The organism is Pseudomonas citronellolis (genome assembly GCF_001586155.1).
Taxonomy (GTDB): domain Bacteria; phylum Pseudomonadota; class Gammaproteobacteria; order Pseudomonadales; family Pseudomonadaceae; genus Pseudomonas; species Pseudomonas citronellolis.
This window is the reverse complement of record NZ_CP014158.1, coordinates 5,322,943-5,341,861: the sequence shown is the minus strand read 5'-3', so window position 1 is coordinate 5,341,861 and position 18,919 is coordinate 5,322,943. Positions and strand designations below refer to the sequence as shown.

The following is an 18,919-nucleotide window of genomic DNA, read 5'->3' as shown; positions in this document are numbered from 1 at the left end:
CGAATCTCCTAGGTTCGGAACGGGTAGCCGGTGGCCGGCAACGCCTGGCCATCCAGCATGGCGCCTCGCTCGCCCAGGCGCAAACGGCCTTCGGCGAACCAGCGCATGGCCAGCGGGTAGATCAGGTGCTCCTGCACGTGCACCCGCGCGGCGAGCGTCTCCGGCGTGTCTTGCGACTCTACCGGGATTGCCGCCTGTACGACCAGAGGGCCGCCGTCGAGTTCCTCGGTGACGAAATGCACCGAGCAGCCATGCTCGGCGTCACCGGCCTCCAGCGCCCGCTGGTGGGTGTGCAGGCCCTTGTACTTGGGCAGCAGCGAGGGGTGGATGTTCAGCAGGCGGCCGTGGTAGTGGCGCACGAAGGCCGAGCTGAGGATGCGCATGAAGCCGGCCAGGACCACCAGGTCCGGGGCGTGGGCGTCGATGCGGCGGATCAGCTCGGCGTCGAAGGCTTCGCGGTCGGCGAAGCCCTTGTGGTCCAGGACCTCGGTGGCGATGCCCGCGGCGGCGGCGCGCTGCAGGCCGTAGGCGTCCGCGCGGTTGGAAATCACCGCGCGGATGGTTGCCGGCGTGGCGCCGTCGGCCAGGCTGTCGATCAGTGCTTGCAGGTTGCTGCCGGAGCCGGAAATCAGCACCACGACATTGCAAGGACGGGACATCAGTGGCCTTTCAGGTTGTTCAGCACCACGCGTTCGGCGTCCGCTGCGCAGGCGTCGATGCGGCCGATGACCCAGGGCTGCTCGCCGGAAGCGCGCAGGGAGGCGAGGGTGGCCTCGACCTGGTCCTGGGCAACGCAGATGACCATGCCCACGCCGCAGTTCAGCACGCGGTGCATCTCGTGCTCGTCGACGTTGCCCTTCTCCTGCAGCCAGTCGAACACCGCCGGGCGCTGCCAGCTGGCCACGTCGATCACTGCCTGGGCGTTGTCCGGCAGTACGCGCGGGATGTTGTCCAGCAGGCCGCCGCCGGTGATGTGGGCCATGGCCTTGACCGCGCCGGTCTGCTCGATCAGTTGCAGCAGCGGCTTGACGTAGATGCGCGTCGGCGCCATCAGCAGGTCGGCCAGGGGCTTGCCGTCGAGCTGGGTGGCCTCGATGTCGGCGCCGGAGACTTCGATGATCTTGCGGATCAGCGAGTAGCCGTTGGAGTGCGGGCCGGAGGAGGGCAGGGCGACCAGGGCGTCGCCGGCGACCACCTTCGAGCCGTCGATGATCTCGGCCTTCTCCACCACACCGACGCAGAAGCCGGCCAGGTCGTAGTCCTCGCCCTCGTACATGCCGGGCATCTCGGCGGTTTCACCGCCGACCAGCGAGCAGCCGGCCAGTTCGCAGCCGGCGCCGATGCCGGTCACCACGGTGGCGGCGACGTCGACGTTGAGCTTGCCGGTGGCGTAGTAGTCGAGGAAGAACAGCGGCTCGGCGCCGCAGACCACCAGGTCGTTGACGCACATGGCGACCAGGTCCTGGCCGATGCTGTCGTGCTTGTTCAGGTTCAGCGCCAGGCGCAGCTTGGTGCCGACGCCGTCGGTGCCGGAAACCAGCACCGGCTGCTTGTAGCCGGCCGGGATCTCGCAGAGCGCGCCGAAGCCGCCCAGGCCGCCCATGACTTCAGGACGCGCGGTGCGCTTGGCGACGCCTTTGATGCGTTCGACGAGGGCTTCGCCGGCGTCGATGTCCACACCGGCGTCCTTGTAGCTCAACGAGGGTTGCTTGCTGCTCATGTATCCAGGCCTGTAGAAAGGAGTGATTCGTCTGCCGGCCGCGGCGCGAAGGATTCGCGGCGACCTCGCGGGAGGCGCGGGATTTTATCAGGCTTGCCCGGCAGCGGCCATCTCGCGCTGTTGCCGCTGACCGGAGGGCTGTTTAAGGTATAGGCCTTCCGGAAGGGCTTGCCAGGTGCCGTTCCCTTCCTTATTCCGTTCGTCGAGAGCCTGTCATGCGATTTACCGCCCGCCTGTTGATCCTCTGCCTGTCGTTGCTCAGCCTGCCGTCCTTCGCCGCCGCGCTGGGCAACCTCTACCAGGTGCACGAGCCGGTGGCCTCGCAGCAGCCGGACGAGCGCAGCGCCGGCCTGTCCCGCGCGCTGCAGACCCTGGTGCTGCGCCTGACCGGCGATGCCCGCGCCGCCCAGAGCGGCGCGCTGGCCGGCTACTTCAAGGACCCGCAGCAACTGATCAGCCAGTACGGCTACGAGAACGGCCCGCCGCTGGCACTGGTGGTGGACTTCGACCCCGCCTCGGTGAACAACGCCCTGCGCCAGGCCGGCCTGCCGGTCTGGGGCGCCAACCGTCCGAGCCTGCTGGCCTGGTGGCTGAACGAAAGCGCCGCCGGCAGCAGCCTGGTGGGCGACAGCCAGGAAGGCGCCGCGCCGCTCAACCGCGCCGCCCAGCGCCGCGGCCTGCCGCTGCTGCTGCCGATGGCCGACCTCTCCGAACAGGGCGTGGGCACCGCGCAGAACATCACCGCCGCGCAGCCCGACGCGCTGCGCGCCGCCTCCGAGCGCTATTCCGCCGACGGCCTGCTGGCGGTCGACGCCAAGGAAGACGGCGGCAAGTGGCAGGCGCAATGGCGCCTGTGGCTGGGCGACTCGCGCGAACAGGGCCAGGCCCAGGGCGACAGCCCGGACGCCCTGGCCGATGCCGTGATGCTGGCGGTCAGCCAGCGCCTGGCGCCGCGCTTCGTCGGCGCGCCGGGCGCGGCCAGCGCCCTGACCCTGCAGGTGCAGGGCGCCAACCTCGAACGCTATGCCCAACTGCAGAAGCTGCTCGACCCGATGGGCGCGAAGCTGTTGCTGGCCCAGGGCGACAACCTGCAATACCGCCTCAACGCCAGCCCCGACCAGCTGCGCGCCCAACTGGGCCTGGCGCATCTGCAGGAGGCTCCGGCCGAGCCGGCCCAGCCGGCGCTGGACGCCAATGGCCAGCCGCTGCCGGCGCAGCCCGCGGCGCCGAGCAACGTCATGCGCTTCCGCTGGTAGTCACGCCGCGGGTGGGCCTGGCGCCGGATTCGCAGTATGCTGCGCCTCCGGCGCCTTTTCGGATGCGCCAAAATGATGATTTGGTTACACTTTTGATCCGTACGGCTTCACTGTAAGCGTTTTCGAAGAAAAGCCCCGCCCGGCATGAAACAACCTATGCAGCTCCCCCTGGGCATCCGTCTGCGCGACGATGCCACCTTCGCCAACTTCTACCCCGGCACCAATGCCGCGGCGCTGGGGTATGTCGAGCGGCTGTGCGACTGCGACGCCGGCTGGGCGGAGAGCCTCATCTACCTGTGGGGCGTCGAGGGCGTGGGGCGCAGCCACCTGCTGCAGGCGGCCTGCCTGCGCTTCGAGCAGTACGGCGAGACCTCGGTGTACCTGCCGATGGCCGAGCTGGTGCAATACGGCCCGGCGATCTTCGACGATCTGGAACAGCTGGAACTGGTCTGCCTCGATGACATCGAGGCCCTGGCCGGCCTGCCGGAGTGGGAAGAGGCGCTGTTCCACCTGTTCAACCGCCTGCGCGACGCCGGCCGCCGCCTGCTGCTGGCGGCCTCGATGCCGCCGCGGGAGTTGCCGGTCAAGCTGCCCGACCTGAAGTCGCGGCTGACCCTCTCGCTGATCTTCCAGCTGCACCCGCTGACCGACGAGGAAAAGCTCCGCGCCCTGCAACTGCGCGCCTCGCGCCGCGGCCTGCACCTCACCGACGAAGTCGGGCGCTTCATCCTCACCCGCGGCGCGCGCAGCATGGAATTCCTCTTCGACCTGCTGGACGAACTGGACAAGGCCTCGCTGCAGGCCCAGCGCAAGCTGACCATCCCCTTCCTCAAGGAAACCCTGGGCTGGTAGGCCCCTTCGGGGGAGCTGCAAGCCGCAAGCCATAAGCTGCAAGTTATCCGGAGCCGTATGCTCTTCGCCCTACGACGTTGCGCCGGGGCTTTTCGTAGGATGGGTCGAGCTTGCGAAACCCATGCGGTCGTGGCGATGGGTATCGCTTCGCTCAACGCCATCCTACGGGTCTTGTGTTTGCCGGAGGGCGTAGGACCTTGTCCGCGATAACCGGACGTCCCGGCGCGATTCGCGGATGAGATCCGCTCGCTGTGCCAACCACACCGTTCCCCTGTAGTTTCGGAGGATGGGTTGAACTTGCGAAACCCATGCGGTGGTGGTGATGGGTATCGCTTCGCTCAACCCATCCTACGGGGCTCGGAGTGCCCGGAAACAGGCGCTCCGTGACCGAACCCGAAGCGCGCCGGGGACCAAGGCCAAACGGCGGATAACGCCATAGGCGTTATGCGCCCTACGCTCAGCTGTGGCTCGGCTCTTCCTTGTGCCCCGTCAGCTCATGCAGGTACTTGCGCGACAGCTGCAGGAAGCGCGGGGTAGGGCCGACGTCCTCGTAGAGCGGGTCGCCCTGTTCGTCCAGCGCCACCACCTTCTGCCCCTTCACGTAGGGGAAGCTCGCCTCCAGTTCTTCCAGGGCCGAGCCGACCAGTTCGCCGAGCAGTTCCTCGACGCTGCGCTTAGGGTACATGTCGTGCAGCGCGGCCAGGCGCGCGGCGGTTTCCACGTCCAGCGGGATGCTGTAGCTGTGGCTGGTCATGCGCCCCCTGGCGTTCTGTTCCCAATGGCGTACCAGATCGCGGATCTTCATGTTCACCTCATGGGCCGGCTCGTGGCCGGCGGGGAAGACGGCCCTTTTGGAGCCGCCGGGAAGAATTTCCCGAATCCTTCGGGATCACATCTAGCCTAGACGCTGTCGGAGCAGGATCGCGGGCGTTCGTCGCACGCTTGTCAGTGAGTGTCGCCAGGCGGCACTGTAAGAGAATCCAGACACGGAGAACCCCCATGGCGGATATCGACGCGCGCCTGCGCGAGGACGTGCACCTGCTGGGCGAACTGCTCGGACAGACCATCCGCAACCAGTACGGCCAGGCCTTCCTCGACAAGGTCGAGCTGATCCGCCAGGGCGCCAAGGCGGCGCGGCGCGGTTCGGCCGAAGGCGCGCGGCAACTGGCGGCGGCCCTCGACGGCCTGGGCGAGGACGAGCTGCTGCCGGTGGCGCGGGCCTTCAACCAGTTCCTCAACCTGGCCAACATCGCCGAGCAGTACCACCGCATCCGCCGCCGCGGGCCGAAGGAGCCGCAGCCCTTCGAGCAGCGCGTGCTGGGCGAGCTGCTGGGGCGCCTGCGCAAGGCCGGCGTGGAGCCGGCGGAGCTGGCGCGCCAGGTGGCGCAGCTGGACATCGAGCTGGTGCTCACTGCGCACCCCACCGAAGTGGCGCGGCGCACCCTGATCCAGAAATACGACGCCATGGCCGCGCAACTGGCGGCCAAGGACCACACCGACCTGCTCCCCGAAGAGCGCGAGCAGGTGGACACGCGCCTGCGCCGGCTGGTGGCCGAGGCCTGGCACACCGACGAGATCCGCCGCACCCGGCCAACGCCGGTGGACGAGGCCAAGTGGGGCTTCGCGGTGATCGAGCATTCCCTCTGGCACGCCGTGCCCGACTTCCTCCGCCACGTCGACGAGACCCTGCAAAGCTGCACCGGCCAGCGCCTGCCGCTGGAAGCCGCGCCCATCCGCTTCGCCTCCTGGATGGGCGGCGACCGCGACGGCAACCCCAACGTCACCGCCGCCATCACCCGCGAGGTGCTGCTGCTGGCGCGCTGGATGGCCGCCGACCTCTACCTGCGCGACGTCGACAGCCTGGCCGCCGATCTCTCCATGCAGCAGGCCAGCGAGGAACTGCTGGCGGAAACCGGCGAGGTGGCCGAACCCTACCGCGCCCTGCTCAAGCAACTGCGCGAACGCCTGCGCGCCACGCGGGCCTGGGCCGAACGCGCGCTGAGCGAAGACGAGGTTGCACCCGAGGCGGTGCTGCAGGACAACCGCGAGCTGCTGGCGCCGCTGGAGCTGTGCCACCGCTCGCTGCACGCCTGCGGCATGGGCGTGATCGCCGACGGTGCGTTGCTCGACAGCCTGCGCCGCGCCGCCACCTTCGGCCTGTTCCTGACGCGCCTGGACATCCGCCAGGACTCCGGCCGCCACGCCGCCGCCCTGAGCGAAATCACCGAGTACCTGGGCCTGGGCCGCTATCAGGATTGGGACGAGGCGGTGCGCCAGGAATTCCTCCTGGAGGAGCTGGGCAACCATCGCCCGCTGCTGCCGGCGGACTACCAGGCCAGCGCCGACACCGCCGAAGTCCTGGCCACCTGCCGCGTGGCGGCTGCCGCGCCGGCGGCCTCGCTGGGTTCCTACGTCATCTCCATGGCCGGCCAGCCGTCCGACGTGCTGGCGGTGCAACTGCTGCTCAAGGAGTGCGGGTTGCGCCGGCCGCTACGCGTGGTGCCACTCTTCGAAACCCTCGACGACCTCGACAACGCCGGCCCCTGCATCGACCGCCTGCTCGGCCTGGACGCCTACCGCGAAGCCCTGGCCGGGCCGCAGGAAGTGATGATCGGCTACTCCGACTCGGCCAAGGACGCCGGCACCCTGGCCGCGGCCTGGGCGCAGTACCGCGCCCAGGAAGCGCTGGTGGACATCTGCCGCGCCCACGGCGTCGAGCTGCTGCTGTTCCATGGCCGCGGCGGCACCGTCGGGCGCGGCGGCGGCCCGGCCCACGCGGCCATCCTCTCGCAGCCGCCGGGCTCGGTGGCCGGGCGCTTCCGCACCACCGAACAGGGCGAGATGATCCGCTTCAAGTTCGGCCTGCCCGGCATCGCCCGGCAGAACCTCGACCTCTACCTGGCCGCGGTGCTGGAGGCCACGCTGCTGCCGCCGCCGGCGCCGGAGCCGGCCTGGCGCGAGGAAATGCAGCGCCTGGCCGCCGATTCCCTGGCCGCCTACCGCCAGGTGGTGCGCGAGACGCCGCAGTTCGTCGACTACTTCCGCGAGGCCACGCCGGAACAGGAACTCGGCCGCCTGCCCCTGGGCAGCCGCCCGGCCAAGCGCCGCCAGGGCGGCATCGAGAGCCTGCGGGCGATCCCGTGGATCTTCGCCTGGACGCAGACGCGGCTGATGCTGCCGGCCTGGCTGGGCTGGGAGACCGCGCTGTTCAACGCCATCGACCGCGGCGAGGGCAGCCTGCTGCAGCGCATGCGAGAGCAGTGGCCGTTCTTCCGCGCGCGCATCGACATGCTGGAGATGGTCCTGGCCAAGGCCGACGGCGAAATCGCCCAACTCTACGACGAACGTCTGGTGCAATCGGAACTGCGACCATTAGGTGTGCATTTACGCGACCTATTGTCGCAGGCGCTGCGCGTGGTGCTCGGCCTGACCGGCCAGCAGCGCCTGCTGGCGCAGGCCACCGAAACCCGCGAATCGATCGCCGTGCGCAACATCTACCTGGACCCGCTGCACCTGCTCCAGGCGGAGCTGCTGGCCCGTTCCAGACGCTGCGAAGGCGACGCCTGCGGCGGTCTGGAACAGGCCCTGCTGGTGACGGTGGCGGGCATCGCCGCGGGGCTGCGCAACACCGGTTGAGCGGCCCCGGCCACGACTTTCCGGTGGCTTGTGCGCTCAGGGTGCGCTGTGTATCTTGATCAGCCTTTCGGCGTATTCCTGCGCCATTTCAAGCATGTTCAGATAGGCCCCATAAGGCAGATCCGGGATTTCGCTTTCAACAAGACTAAGGAGCATATCGATGCGTGTGATTCTGCTCGGGGCGCCCGGTGCCGGCAAAGGTACTCAGGCCCGCTTCATCACCGAGAAGTTCAGCATTCCGCAGATCTCCACCGGGGACATGCTGCGCGCAGCGGTCAAGGCCGGCACCGAGCTGGGCCTGCAGGCCAAGAGCGTGATGGATGCCGGCGGCCTGGTTTCGGATGACCTGATCATCAACCTGGTCAAGGAGCGCATCGCCCAGCCCGATTGCGCCAACGGCTTCCTGTTCGACGGTTTCCCGCGCACCATTCCCCAGGCCGAGGCCATGAAGGAAGCCGGCGTGAGCATCGACCACGTGATCGAGATCGCCGTCGACGACGAAGAGATCGTCAGCCGCATGGCCGGCCGCCGCGTGCATCCGGCCTCCGGCCGCGTGTACCACGTCGAGCACAACCCGCCGAAGGTCGCCGGCAAGGACGACGTCACCGGCGAAGACCTGATCCAGCGCGAAGACGACCGCGAAGAGACCGTGCGCCACCGCCTGTCGGTCTACCACACCCAGACCAAGCCGCTGGTCGACTTCTACCAGAAGCTGGCCGCCGTCGAAGGCACCCCGAAGTACAGCCGCGTCGAAGGCGTCGGCTCGGTGGACCAGATCACCGCCAAGGTCCTGGCCGCGCTCAGCTGAGTCGCCGCCCGACCTGCACCAGAGGCCCGCTTGCGGGCCTTTGGCGTTTATAATGCCCGCCCTTTTTCAGCTTGCCGGAAAACCCCGATGCCCACCCTGCTGGCCCTGGACACCTCCACCGAAGCCTGCTCCGTCGCCCTGCTGCACGACGGCCGGCGTTTCAGCCGCCACGAGGTGATCCCGCGGCTGCACGCCAAGCGCCTGCTGCCCATGGTGCAGGAACTGCTCGACGAGGCCGGCATCGCCCTGGGCGCGGTGGACGCCATCGCCTTCGGCCGCGGCCCCGGCGCCTTCACCGGCGTGCGCATCGCCATCGGCGTGGTGCAGGGCCTGGCCTTCGCCCTGGACAAGCCGGTGTTGCCGATCTCCGACCTCGCGGTGCTGGCCCAGCGCGCCCACCGCGAGCACGGCGCCAGCCAGGTGGCGGCCGCCATCGACGCGCGCATGGACGAGGTCTACTGGGGTTGCTACCGCCTGGAGCAGGGCGAGATGCGCCTGGCCGGCGCCGAGGCGGTGCTGCCGCCGGAAAAGGTGGCGCTGCCGCGCGACGCCGAGGGCGACTGGTTCGGCGCCGGCACCGGCTGGGGCTACCGCGAGCGCCTGGCGGTTAAGGTCCGGGCCGAGGACGCCAGCCTGCTGCCCAACGCCGAAGACTTGCTGGGCCTGGCGCTGTTCGCCTGGGAACGCGGCGATGCCGTGCCGGCGGACCAGGCGCAGCCGGTCTACCTGCGCGACAACGTGGCCACGCCCAAGGCCGGCTGACCGGCGATTGCCAAGCCCCTGGACGCTCGCTAGAGTGAAATCCTTACCCGCTGAGCCCTGAACATGCGCATCGACGGCCTGTCCAGCTACTCCATCACGCCCGACTCCGGCAGCCGCCCCGGCACCGCGGTCACGCCCTATCGCGAGGTCATGCGCGAGGCCGAGGCGCGTCGCGAGCAGCCGGCCTCGGTGGCCGCCAGCCAGGGCCTGGAGCAGCAGGCGCAGACGCGCTACGTGGAGCCGGGCAACGCCGGCAGCGGCAGCCTGCCCATCGTCCTCAGCGACGTCCTGGCCTACCAGCGCCCGGTCAGCAACCGCGCCGCCCAGGCCCTGGCCAGCTACAGCAGCACCGCCAACCTGCCGCTGGGCGGCTACGACGCCCCGGAAGTGCTGGGCATCGACCTCTACGCCTGATGGGCCTGCCGTACTACCTGGGCTGCCCGTCGTGGAACGAGCCCGCCTGGCGCGGCAGCTTCTACCCCGCCGACCTGCGCCCGGCCGACACCCTGGGCTTCTACAGCCAGGTGTTCAATGCGGTGGAGGGCAACACCACCTTCTACGCCCGGCCCAGCGCCGACACGTTGCAGCGCTGGGCGCAGACCATGCCGGCGGACTTCCACTTCTGCGCCAAGCTGCCCCGCGACATCAGCCACGAAGGCGATTTGCGCGAGCAGTTCGGCGCCACACGCGACTTCCTCGACCTGCTGGCGCCGCTGGGCAGCCGGGTGAGCCCGCTGTGGCTGCAGCTTTCCGCCGGCTTCGGCCCGCAGCGCCTGGGCGAGCTGGCCGCCTGGCTGGACGAGTTCGGCGCCCGGCGCATCGCCGTGGAAGTGCGCCACCCGGCGTTCTTCGAGAAAGGCGAGGAGGAGCGGCTGCTCAACCGCCTGCTCCATGAACGCGGCGTGGAACGCATCTGCCTGGATTCGCGGGCGCTGTTCGCCTGCCAGTCCGATGACCCGGCGGTGCGCCATGCGCAGTCGAAGAAACCGAGGATTCCGGTGCGCCCGGCGGCCTTCAGCGACAGCCCGCAGGTGCGCTTCATCGGCGGGCCGGACCTGGACGCCAACCAGGCCTACCTGACGCCCTGGGTGGACAAGGTGGCCGGCTGGATCGAAGACGGCCTGACGCCTCACGTGTTCCTCCACACCCCGGACAACCACCGCGCCGCCGAGCAGGCACAGCGCTTCCACGCCCTGCTGGCCGAGCGTCTGCCGGGCCTGCCGGCGCTGCAGCTGCCGCAGCCGGAAGTGGAGCAACTGGGCCTGCTCTGAGGCCGCGGTTGCGCTAACCTGCAAGCTCCCATTCGCACGGAGAGCGCCCCCATGACCACCCAACACGAACGCGGCCTGGCCTTCCAGGCCCTGCACCGGCGCGACGGCCTGTTCGTCCTGCCCAACCCCTGGGACGCCGGCTCGGCGAAAATGCTCGCTGGCCTGGGCTTCGAGGCCCTGGCCACCACCAGCGCCGGCCTGGCCTTCGCCCTCGGCCGCTGCGACGCCGAAGGCGAGGTGAGCCGCGAGGAAGCCCTGGCCAACGCCCGCGCCATCGTCGAGGCGACGCCGCTGCCGGTGGCCGCCGACCTGGAGAACGGCTACGGCGACGCGCCCGAGGACTGCGTGGCGACCATCCGCCTGGCCGCCAGCATCGGCCTGGTCGGCGGCTCCATCGAGGACGCCACTGGCCGCCCGGACGATCCCATCTATCCCTTCGAACTGGCGGTAGAGCGTGTACGCGCGGCAGTGCAGGCCGCGCATTCCCTGGAGTTCCCCTTCACCCTGGCGGCCCGCGCGGAGAACCTGCTGCACGGCCGCGACGACCTGGACGACACCATCCGCCGCCTGGTGGCCTTCGCCGAGGCCGGCGCCGACGTGCTCTACGCGCCGGGGCTGACCACCCGCGAGCAGATCGACGCGGTGGTGCGCGCGGTGGCGCCGCGGCCGGTGAACGTGCTGGTCGGCTCGCCGGCCCTGCAACTGTCGCTGAGCGACCTGGCCGAGCTGGGCGTGAAGCGCATCAGCCTGGGTTCGTCGCTGGCGCGGGTGGCCTACGGCGCCTTCTTCCACGCCGCCAGCGAACTGGCCGGCGGGCGCCTGGAGGCGACCCAGGAAGGCATGCCCTTCGCCCGCCTCAACGCGCTGTTCCGGCGCTGAGCCGGGGCCTGCGGTAGAATCGGCGCTTTTGCACCGGATCGACCCGCATGAGCGCCAGCGCAGACACTCCCCGCATCATCGTCCAGGCCCTGGAGCCCCACTACCGCGAAGCCGCCGGCCAGTGGGCCCGGCGCCTGGGCCTGGAACTGGCGGAGGAGGGCGCGGCTGACTTCGCCCTGCAACTGGGTGAGCAGGGCCTGCAACTGCTGCAACTGGGCCCGGACTCGCCGGGCCCGGTGCGCGTGGACTTCCTCGAAGGCGCCGCCGCCCACCGCCGCCAGTTCGGCGGCGGCAGCGGGCAGATGATCGCCAAGGCGGTGGGTGTGCAGCCGGGTGTGCGGCCACATGTGCTCGATGCTACCGCCGGCCTGGGCCGCGACGCCTTCGTCCTCGCCACCCTGGGCTGCGAGGTGCAGCTGATCGAGCGTCAACCGCTGATCGCCGCCCTGCTGGAAGACGGCCTGGCCCGCGCGGCGCGAGACCTGGAAGTGGCGCCGATAGTGGCGCGCATGCAACTGCACCAGGGCAACGCCATCGACCTGATGGGCGCCTGGCAGGGCGAGGCGCCCCAGGTGATCTACCTCGACCCCATGTTCCCGCACCGCGACAAGAGCGCCCTGGTGAAAAAGGAAATGCGCCTGTTCCGCCCCCTGGTGGGCGACGACATGGACGCCCCGGCGCTGCTCCAGGCGGCCCTGGCCCTGGCCAGCCACCGCGTGGTGGTCAAGCGCCCGCGCAAGGCGCCGATCATCGAGGGCGCCAAGCCGAGCTACAGCCTGGAAGGGAAGTCGAGCCGGTATGACATCTATCCGTTGAAGTCGCTCAAGCCCTGAGCGGAGGGGCTTTTCGTAGGAGCGAGCTTGCTCGCGAAAGGGATTTACCGGCGGCTGTGGTGTGTTGGGTTGACGCCTTTCCCTCTCCCCAGCCCTCGGCTGCGCGCCCCGCCCTGAAGGGAGAGGGGGCTTGTCCGTGCCGAGAAAGGATTTGGTGTCAGCCGGCCACTCGCTGCAAGCCGGCTAATACGGAAACATCAGCGCATGCCGAACGGTCCCCTCTCCCTTCAGGGCGGGGCGCGCAGCCGAGGGTTAGGGAGAGGGAGCGGAGTCAAGCACTGACATCGAGGTCCCAGGTGAGCACCGTTCGCGAGCAAGCTAGCTCCTACAGGAGAAGCGCCTACGGCATACGCCTCAAGGCCGATAAGCCCGCAAAAACAACTCCACCACCTCCTGCACATGCCTTTCGCTCTCCTCCACCGGCGGCCGCTCGACGCAGCCGATCAGCAGGCGGAAGTGCAGGCAGCCCTGCACCAGCATCAGGAAGTGCTCGGCGGCGTTGCGTGCGTCGCCCTCGCGCAGTTCGCCCTTGCGCTGGGCCTGGGCGATCAGCCGTTGCATCTGGTCCAGCACGCGTTGCGGGCCGGCGTCGAAGAACATCTGCGACAGCGCCGGGTTCTGCCCGCCCTGGGCGATCATCAGGCGGCTCAGGGCGATGGCCTCGGGGCTGTTGATCAGGCGGTTGAAGCCGCGCGCGATGTTCAGCAGCAGCTCCTGCGTGGGCGCGTCGGCCGGCGGTTCGTGGAACAGCTCCGGCACCTGCTCGGCGCACTTGGCCTGCACCGCCTCGCAGAACAGCGTCTCCTTGTCGGTGAAATGGCTGTACACGGTGAGCTTGGAAACCCCGGCCTCGGCGGCGATGGCTTCCATGCTGCTGCCGTCGTAGCCGTTGCGCACGAACAGCTCCTTGGCGGCTTCGAGGATCGCCTGGCGCTTGGCCGGGTCCTTGGGGCGGCCGGGGCCGTTGGGGATGGGAGGCTGGGACATTTTATTTTCGCTTCAAATACTGGACTGGTCGGTTTTGTATTCTTACTATACCGCCGAGTATAAGAATTCAACTGCGTTTCGCGAAAGGTCATACATCATGTTCCGCCATGCCTTGTCCGTCGCTGTCCCTCTCGCCTTCTCCCTGACCCTAGCCGCCTGCGGCAACGGCGAACCGGCCAAGCCGGCGCTGCGCCCGGCCATGGTCGTGCAGCCGCAGCTGGCGCGTTCGGTCACCGAGGCCTACCCGGGCGAGGTGCGCGCCCGCCACGAGCCGGAGCTGGCGTTCCGTATCGGCGGCAAGGTGGCCAAGCGCCTGGTGGAGACCGGCGAGCGCGTGCGCCGCGACCAGCCGCTGGCCGAACTCGACCCCGAGGACGTGCGCCTGCAGCTGGAGGCCAACCGCGCCCAGGTCGCCGCCGCCGAGGCCAACCTGCAGACCGTGCGTTCGGAATACCAGCGCTACAAGGTGCTGCTGGAGCGCAAGCTGGTCAGCCAGTCGCAGTTCGACAACATCGAGAACACCTACCGCGCCGGCGAGGCGCGCATGAAGCAGGTGCGCGCCGAGTACGACGTGGCGCGCAACCAGGCCGACTACGCCGTGCTGCGTGCGCCGCAGGACGGGGTGATCTCGGCGCGGCGCGTCGAAGTGGGGCAGGTGGTGGCCGCCGGGCAGACGGTCTTCACCCTGGCTGCCGATGGTGACCGCGAAGTGCTGATCAGCTTCCCCGAACACGCCATCGAGCGCTTCCGCATCGGCGAGGGCGTCAGCGTCGAGCTGTGGTCGCAGCCGGACAAGCGCTTCAGCGGCCACATCCGCGAACTGTCGCCGGCCGCCGACCCACAGTCGCGCACCTTCGCCGCGCGGGTGGCCTTCGACGATGCCAAGGTGCCGGCCGAACTGGGCCAGAGCGCCCGGGTGTACATCCACAGTGAGGGCGCCGTGCCCCTGGCCGTGCCGCTGGCGGCGGTGAGCGCCGAGGGCGGCCAGCCGTTCGTCTGGGTGGTCGACCCGAAGGATGCCAGCCTGCACCGCCGGCCGGTGCGCATCGGGCCCTACGCCGAGGACCGGGTGCCGGTGCTCGAAGGGCTGCAGCCCGACGACTGGGTGGTCGCCGCGGGCGTCCAGGTATTGCGCGAAGGCCAGCAGGTACGCCCGGTCGACCGCGAGAACCGTTCGGTCAAGCTGCTGGCGAAGGAGTGACGCAGGATGCGCTTCAACCTCTCCGCCTGGGCGTTGCAGAACCGGCCGATCGTGCTGTTCCTGATGCTGCTGCTGGGCATCGCCGGGGCGCTGTCCTACACCAAGCTCGGCCAGAGCGAGGACCCGCCCTTCACCTTCAAGGCCATGGTGGTCAAGACCAACTGGCCCGGCGCCACCGCCGAGGAAGTCTCGCGCCAAGTCACCGAGCGCATCGAGAAGAAGCTGATGGAGACCGGCGACTACGACCGCATAGTCTCCTTCTCGCGCCCGGGCGAGTCGCAGGTGACCTTCGTCGCCCGCGAGGACTTCAAGTCCAGGGACATCCCCGAGCTGTGGTACCAGATCCGCAAGAAGGTCAGCGACATCCGCTACACCCTGCCGCAGGGCATCCAGGGGCCGTTCTTCAACGATGAGTTCGGCACCACCTTCGGCAATATCTACGCGCTGTCCGGCAAGGGCTTCGACTACGCGGTGCTGAAGGACTACGCCGACCGCATCCAGCTACAGCTGCAGCGCATCAAGGACGTCGGCAAGGTCGAGCTGGTCGGCCTGCAGGACGAGAAGATCTGGATCGACCTGTCGAACACCAAGCTGGCCACCCTCGGCTTGCCCCTGGCCGCGGTGCAGAAGGCCCTGGAGGAGCAGAACGCGGTGAGCGCCACCGGTTTCTTCGAGACCGCCAGCGACCGCGTGCAGCTGCGGGTTTCCGGGCGCTTCGATTCGGTGGAGGACATCCGCCAGTTCCCCATCCGCGTGGGCGACCGCACCTTCCGCATCGGCGACGTGGCCGAGGTGCACCGCGGCTTCAACGACCCGCCGGCGCCGCGCATGCGCTTCATGGGCGAGGACGCCATCGGCATCGCCGTGGCGATGAAGGACGGCGGCGACATCCTGGTGCTGGGCAAGGCGCTGGAAAACGAGTTCCACCGCCTGCAGCAGAACCTTCCGGCGGGCATGGAGCTGCGCAAGGTGTCCGACCAGCCGGCCGCCGTGCGTGAAGGCGTGGGCGAGTTCGTCCGGGTGCTGGCCGAGGCGCTGGTCATCGTGCTGCTGGTGAGCTTCTTCTCCCTGGGCCTGCGCACCGGCCTGGTGGTGGCGCTGTCGATCCCGCTGGTGCTGGCGATGACCTTCGTCTGCATGCGCTACTTCGACATCGGCCTGCACAAGATTTCCCTCGGCGCGCTGGTGCTGGCGCTGGGCTTGCTGGTGGACGACGCGATCATCGCCGTGGAGATGATGGCGGTGAAGATGGAGCAGGGCTACGACCGCCTCAAGGCGGCCAGCTTCGCCTGGACCAGCACCGCCTTCCCGATGCTCACCGGCACCCTGGTGACCGCCGCCGGCTTCCTGCCGATCGCCACCGCGCAGTCGGGCACCGGCGAATACACCCGCTCGCTGTTCCAGGTGGTGACCATCGCGCTGCTGGTGTCCTGGGTGGCCGCGGTGATGTTCGTGCCCTACCTGGGCGCCAAGCTGCTGCCGGACCTGGCCAAGCGCCACGCGGAGAAGCACGGCGGCAGCGACAAGGGCCACGACCCTTACTCGACGGGCTTCTACCAGCACTTCCGGCGCCTGGTGGAGTGGTGCGTGCGCCACAACAAGACGGTGATCGTCCTGACCCTGCTGGCCTTCGTCGGCTCCATCGCCGCCTTCCGCCTGATACCGCAGCAGTTCTTCCCGCCGTCGGTGCGTCTGGAGTTGCTGGTGGACCTGAAGCTGGCCGAGGGCGACTCGCTGGCCGCCACCGCCGAGCAGGTCAAGCGCCTGGAGAAGCTGCTCGCCGAGCATCCGGGCATCGAGAACTACGTGGCCTACGTCGGCACCGGCTCGCCGCGCTTCTACCTGCCGCTGGACCAGCAGCTGCCGGCGGCGAGCTTCGCCCAGTTCGTGGTGCTGGCCAAGGACCTGAAGGGCCGCGAGGAGGTGCGCCAGTGGCTGATCCAGCGCATGGCCGAGGACTTCCCCACGGTGCGCAGCCGCATCAGCCGCCTGGAGAACGGTCCGCCGGTGGGCTACCCGGTGCAGTTCCGGGTGTCCGGCGAGCACATCCAGCAAGTGCGTGAGCTGGCGCGCAAGGTCGCGGCGAAGATGCGCGAGAACCCCCATGTGGTGAACGTGCATCTGGACTGGGAGGAGCCGAGCAAGGTCATCCGCCTCAACCTCGACCAGGACCGCGCCCGCGCCCTGGGCGTGAGCACCCAGGACGTCTCGCAGTTCCTGCAGAGTTCGCTGACCGGCTCCACCGTCAGCTACTACCGCGAGGACAACGAGCTGATCGAGATCCTCCTGCGCGGCGACGCCCGCGAGCGCCAGGACCTGTCGCAGCTGCCGAGCCTGGCCATCCCCACCAACAACGGCCGCAGCGTGGCGCTGTCGCAGGTGGCGACCCTGGAGTACGGCTTCGAGGAAGGCATCATCTGGCGGCGCAACCGCCTGCCGACGGTGACCGTGCGCGCGGACATCTACGACGACTCGCTGCCGGCCACCCTGGTCAAGCAGATTTCCCCGACCCTCGAGCCGATCCGCGCCGAGCTGCCTGACGGCTACCTGCTGGAAGTAGGCGGCACGGTGGAGGATTCGGCCAAGGGGCAGAACTCGGTGAACGCCGGCATCCCGCTGTTCCTGGTGGTGGTGATGACCCTGCTGATGATCCAACTGCGCAGCTTCTCGCGCATGGCCATGGTGTTCCTCACCGCGCCCCTGGGGCTGATCGGCGTGACCCTGTTCCTGCTGGCGTTCCACAAGCCCTTCGGCTTCGTCGCCATGCTCGGCACCATCGCCCTGGCCGGGATGATCATGCGCAACTCGGTGATCCTGGTGGACCAGATCGAGCAGGACATCGCTCACGGCCTGGACCGCTGGCACGCCATCATCGAGGCCACGGTGCGGCGCTTCCGCCCCATAGTGCTGACCGCGCTGGCGGCGGTGCTGGCGATGATCCCGCTGTCGCGCAGCGCGTTCTTCGGGCCCATGGCGGTGGCCATCATGGGCGGCCTGATCGTCGCCACGGCGCTGACGCTGCTGTTCCTGCCGGCGCTCTACGCCGCCTGGTTCAGGGTGAAGCAGGAACCTGCGTAGGGCGTATGACCGTTCGCGGTCATACGCCCTAGGGCCCAGGACCACCCTGTAGGAGCGAGCTTGCTCGCGAACGGTATTTGCAGCCACAACACCGCAGGATGGCGCCTACCTTCCAGGCTACTCAGGACAGCTCCCTCTCCCTTCAGGGAGAGGGTTGGGGAGAGGGAGCGGAGTCACCTGATACGACGATGTAATCGGAAAAACACCCTTCGCGAGCAAGCTCGCTCCTACGAGTTCCGCGGGCCTCAAAGCGCCCCAAAAACCTTCTTCGCCAAACTGGTAGCCGCCCCCGCCGGATTCTCCCGAATCCCCTTCTCCTGCTGGGCGATCACCTTGAACAGCCCATCCAGCGCCTGCTCGGTGACATAGCCCTCGACATTCGCATCCTTGGCATCGACCACGCCAAAGGCCGCGGCCTGGCTGGCGAAGGCGTTGTACTGCTTGGCTAGGCCGACCTTGTCGGTGGCCTGTTTGACGATCGGTAGGAAGCGTTGGCGCAGCTGCTCGCGGCTGCTGCGCTCCAGGTACTGGGTGGCGGAATCGTCGCCGCCGGCGAGGATGCCCTTGGCGTCCTGCACGGTCATCTTCTTCACCGCATCCACCAGCAGCGCCTGGGCCTGCGGCACGGCGGCCTCGGCGGCCTGGTTCATGCTGGCTTCCAACTGGTCGACCTGGGCGCCCATGCCGAACTGCTTCATCACCTTGGCGGCCTTGCCCAGCTTGCCCGGCAGCTCGATGCGCACGGCCGGATCGTTAGTGAAGCCTCCAGGCTTGCCCAACTGCTTGACCGCGATCTGCGCGCCCTGGCTCAGGGCATCCTTGAGGCCGCCGCTGGCGTCGGTCTGGCTGAGGTTGGCGAGGGACAGGGCGAAGGCATTGGCGGACAACAGGGCGCCGGCCAGCAGGGCGGTGAAACGCAGCATCGGGATTCCTTGTGGGGCAGGGCGGAACCTTCGCCGAGCGTCTCGGCGAAGGAAGAAGGGGCAAGCTTAGCGAGGCCGCGCCGGCAACGGAACCCGGTCGCAGGAGGACGGATCAGCGCACCGCGTCGACGCGGATGCGCAGCGGCTGCGGATCGCTGCCGTCGAGCTTGACGCTGTGGCGCTCGGTGCTGATGAACAGCAGCTTCCCGGCATTCTCGATACGCGCACTGACCGCATAACTATGGCCGGGCTGGACCCGTTGCGGGTCGTAATCGAGCTTGAAGGCCACCGGCACCTGCTGCCCGCCGGGCAGCGTCTGCGAAGCCAGCTCCACGGCCGGCGCATCGGCCAGGGAAACATCCTGCAGGCTCACCGAAACCTGCGCCCCCGGCGGCGGCGCGATGCGCTGCAGATAGAACACCTCGCCGCTGAGCGAAGCGCTCTGCGGAGGCGAATTCGAAGCGCAGGCGGCAAGCACGCCGGTCATGAACAGGAGGGGGAGGGCGGTGAGCTTCATCGACGGATTCCTTCCGGATAGAACGGGCGTCATCCGACACAGCTTAGGCGCAAAGGTTGCGAGAGGGGTTGTAAGCGGAGGTTTCCTTAACTTGAGGCCGAACCACCGGGAAGCCTCTTCATAGACAGGACTTGTGGGTAATGACTATAGCTTTTCTGACTGCCCAGTATTAGTGTGCTGTTTTCGAAAAAACTTT

At 68.7% G+C, this 18,919-nt stretch carries 17 protein-coding genes; 11 read left to right on the top strand and 6 right to left on the bottom strand.

Annotated features, from left to right (window positions below):
* Positions 1 to 8 precede the first annotated feature (8 nt).
* A complete protein-coding gene (gene purN / locus PcP3B5_RS23395; RefSeq protein ID WP_009616901.1) occupies positions 9 to 659 on the bottom strand; it encodes a phosphoribosylglycinamide formyltransferase in 651 nt (216 codons plus the stop codon).
* Complete coding sequence (gene purM, locus PcP3B5_RS23390) at positions 659 to 1,720, bottom strand: phosphoribosylformylglycinamidine cyclo-ligase (RefSeq protein WP_043271266.1); 1,062 nt, start codon at positions 1,718 to 1,720, stop codon at positions 659 to 661. The genes purN and purM overlap by 1 nt, the downstream gene beginning before the upstream one ends.
* Before the next feature lie 215 nt (positions 1,721 to 1,935).
* Between purM and PcP3B5_RS23385 the strand changes: the two genes are divergently transcribed.
* Both PcP3B5_RS23385 and hda read left to right on the top strand, forming a co-directional pair.
* Positions 1,936 to 2,976 (top strand): DUF2066 domain-containing protein, encoded by a 1,041-nt coding sequence (locus PcP3B5_RS23385; RefSeq protein ID WP_061562538.1) that lies wholly within the window; start codon positions 1,936 to 1,938, stop codon positions 2,974 to 2,976.
* A gap of 144 nt (positions 2,977 to 3,120) precedes the next feature.
* Positions 3,121 to 3,828 (top strand): DnaA regulatory inactivator Hda, encoded by a 708-nt coding sequence (gene hda, locus PcP3B5_RS23380; RefSeq protein WP_009616904.1) that lies wholly within the window; start codon positions 3,121 to 3,123, stop codon positions 3,826 to 3,828.
* Positions 3,829 to 4,285: 457 nt separating this feature from the next.
* On the opposite strand, the gene PcP3B5_RS23375 is transcribed toward hda, so the two are convergent.
* A complete protein-coding gene (locus tag PcP3B5_RS23375; protein WP_009616546.1) occupies positions 4,286 to 4,633 on the bottom strand; it encodes a hypothetical protein in 348 nt (115 codons plus the stop codon).
* Between the two features lie 194 nt (positions 4,634 to 4,827).
* Between PcP3B5_RS23375 and ppc the strand changes: the two genes are divergently transcribed.
* The 7 genes from ppc to PcP3B5_RS23340 all read left to right on the top strand — a co-directional run bounded on the left by ppc (position 4,828) and on the right by PcP3B5_RS23340 (position 12,017).
* Positions 4,828 to 7,464, top strand: coding sequence for a phosphoenolpyruvate carboxylase (gene ppc, locus PcP3B5_RS23370; RefSeq protein WP_061562537.1), 2,637 nt, complete (start codon positions 4,828 to 4,830; stop codon positions 7,462 to 7,464).
* 160 nt (positions 7,465 to 7,624) lie between these two features.
* Complete coding sequence (gene adk, locus PcP3B5_RS23365) at positions 7,625 to 8,272, top strand: adenylate kinase (protein ID WP_009616548.1); 648 nt, start codon at positions 7,625 to 7,627, stop codon at positions 8,270 to 8,272.
* A gap of 87 nt (positions 8,273 to 8,359) precedes the next feature.
* On the top strand, positions 8,360 to 9,034 hold the full coding sequence (gene tsaB, locus PcP3B5_RS23360) for a tRNA (adenosine(37)-N6)-threonylcarbamoyltransferase complex dimerization subunit type 1 TsaB (protein ID WP_061562536.1): 675 nt from the start codon (positions 8,360 to 8,362) through the stop codon (positions 9,032 to 9,034).
* 63 nt (positions 9,035 to 9,097) lie between these two features.
* Positions 9,098 to 9,448, top strand: coding sequence for a hypothetical protein (locus PcP3B5_RS23355; protein ID WP_009616550.1), 351 nt, complete (start codon positions 9,098 to 9,100; stop codon positions 9,446 to 9,448).
* Positions 9,445 to 10,305: a DUF72 domain-containing protein gene (locus tag PcP3B5_RS23350; RefSeq protein ID WP_141766176.1), complete on the top strand. Its 861-nt coding sequence runs from the start codon at positions 9,445 to 9,447 to the stop codon at positions 10,303 to 10,305. The genes PcP3B5_RS23355 and PcP3B5_RS23350 overlap by 4 nt, the downstream gene beginning before the upstream one ends.
* A 51-nt stretch (positions 10,306 to 10,356) precedes the next feature.
* Entirely contained in the window at positions 10,357 to 11,184 is an 828-nt protein-coding gene (locus PcP3B5_RS23345) for an isocitrate lyase/PEP mutase family protein (RefSeq protein WP_009616552.1), read from the top strand.
* Positions 11,185 to 11,231: 47 nt separating this feature from the next.
* Complete coding sequence (locus tag PcP3B5_RS23340; protein WP_061562535.1) at positions 11,232 to 12,017, top strand: class I SAM-dependent methyltransferase; 786 nt, start codon at positions 11,232 to 11,234, stop codon at positions 12,015 to 12,017.
* Positions 12,018 to 12,371: 354 nt separating this feature from the next.
* Here the strand turns inward: PcP3B5_RS23340 and PcP3B5_RS23335 are convergent, their stop codons facing one another.
* On the bottom strand, positions 12,372 to 13,004 hold the full coding sequence (locus PcP3B5_RS23335) for a TetR/AcrR family transcriptional regulator (protein ID WP_043271250.1): 633 nt from the start codon (positions 13,002 to 13,004) through the stop codon (positions 12,372 to 12,374).
* Between the two features lie 97 nt (positions 13,005 to 13,101).
* Between PcP3B5_RS23335 and PcP3B5_RS23330 the strand changes: the two genes are divergently transcribed.
* Positions 13,102 to 14,205 (top strand): efflux RND transporter periplasmic adaptor subunit, encoded by a 1,104-nt coding sequence (locus PcP3B5_RS23330; protein WP_043271249.1) that lies wholly within the window; start codon positions 13,102 to 13,104, stop codon positions 14,203 to 14,205.
* A 6-nt stretch (positions 14,206 to 14,211) separates the two neighbouring features.
* Positions 14,212 to 17,283 (top strand): efflux RND transporter permease subunit, encoded by a 3,072-nt coding sequence (locus PcP3B5_RS23325; protein WP_061562534.1) that lies wholly within the window; start codon positions 14,212 to 14,214, stop codon positions 17,281 to 17,283.
* Positions 17,284 to 17,528: 245 nt separating this feature from the next.
* Here PcP3B5_RS23325 and PcP3B5_RS23320 read toward each other — a convergent pair whose 3' ends face one another.
* A complete protein-coding gene (locus PcP3B5_RS23320; RefSeq protein WP_043314638.1) occupies positions 17,529 to 18,206 on the bottom strand; it encodes a DUF4197 domain-containing protein in 678 nt (225 codons plus the stop codon).
* Positions 18,207 to 18,318: 112 nt separating this feature from the next.
* Complete coding sequence (locus PcP3B5_RS23315) at positions 18,319 to 18,723, bottom strand: YbaY family lipoprotein (protein ID WP_061562533.1); 405 nt, start codon at positions 18,721 to 18,723, stop codon at positions 18,319 to 18,321.
* Positions 18,724 to 18,919 lie beyond the last annotated feature (196 nt).

What these genes read in the sequence shown, in the direction of transcription:
- purN (WP_009616901.1), bottom strand. Translation starts at nt 659, where the DNA reads ATGTCCCGTCCTTGCAATGTCGTGGTGCTGATTTCCGGCTCCGGCAGC.
- purM (WP_043271266.1), bottom strand. Translation starts at nt 1,720, where the DNA reads ATGAGCAGCAAGCAACCCTCGTTGAGCTACAAGGACGCCGGTGTGGAC.
- PcP3B5_RS23385 (WP_061562538.1), top strand. Translation starts at nt 1,936, where the DNA reads ATGCGATTTACCGCCCGCCTGTTGATCCTCTGCCTGTCGTTGCTCAGC.
- hda (WP_009616904.1), top strand. Translation starts at nt 3,121, where the DNA reads ATGAAACAACCTATGCAGCTCCCCCTGGGCATCCGTCTGCGCGACGAT.
- PcP3B5_RS23375 (WP_009616546.1), bottom strand. Translation starts at nt 4,633, where the DNA reads ATGAAGATCCGCGATCTGGTACGCCATTGGGAACAGAACGCCAGGGGG.
- ppc (WP_061562537.1), top strand. Translation starts at nt 4,828, where the DNA reads ATGGCGGATATCGACGCGCGCCTGCGCGAGGACGTGCACCTGCTGGGC.
- adk (WP_009616548.1), top strand. Translation starts at nt 7,625, where the DNA reads ATGCGTGTGATTCTGCTCGGGGCGCCCGGTGCCGGCAAAGGTACTCAG.
- tsaB (WP_061562536.1), top strand. Translation starts at nt 8,360, where the DNA reads ATGCCCACCCTGCTGGCCCTGGACACCTCCACCGAAGCCTGCTCCGTC.
- PcP3B5_RS23355 (WP_009616550.1), top strand. Translation starts at nt 9,098, where the DNA reads ATGCGCATCGACGGCCTGTCCAGCTACTCCATCACGCCCGACTCCGGC.
- PcP3B5_RS23345 (WP_009616552.1), top strand. Translation starts at nt 10,357, where the DNA reads ATGACCACCCAACACGAACGCGGCCTGGCCTTCCAGGCCCTGCACCGG.
- PcP3B5_RS23340 (WP_061562535.1), top strand. Translation starts at nt 11,232, where the DNA reads ATGAGCGCCAGCGCAGACACTCCCCGCATCATCGTCCAGGCCCTGGAG.
- PcP3B5_RS23335 (WP_043271250.1), bottom strand. Translation starts at nt 13,004, where the DNA reads ATGTCCCAGCCTCCCATCCCCAACGGCCCCGGCCGCCCCAAGGACCCG.
- PcP3B5_RS23330 (WP_043271249.1), top strand. Translation starts at nt 13,102, where the DNA reads ATGTTCCGCCATGCCTTGTCCGTCGCTGTCCCTCTCGCCTTCTCCCTG.
- PcP3B5_RS23325 (WP_061562534.1), top strand. Translation starts at nt 14,212, where the DNA reads ATGCGCTTCAACCTCTCCGCCTGGGCGTTGCAGAACCGGCCGATCGTG.
- PcP3B5_RS23320 (WP_043314638.1), bottom strand. Translation starts at nt 18,206, where the DNA reads ATGCTGCGTTTCACCGCCCTGCTGGCCGGCGCCCTGTTGTCCGCCAAT.
- PcP3B5_RS23315 (WP_061562533.1), bottom strand. Translation starts at nt 18,723, where the DNA reads ATGAAGCTCACCGCCCTCCCCCTCCTGTTCATGACCGGCGTGCTTGCC.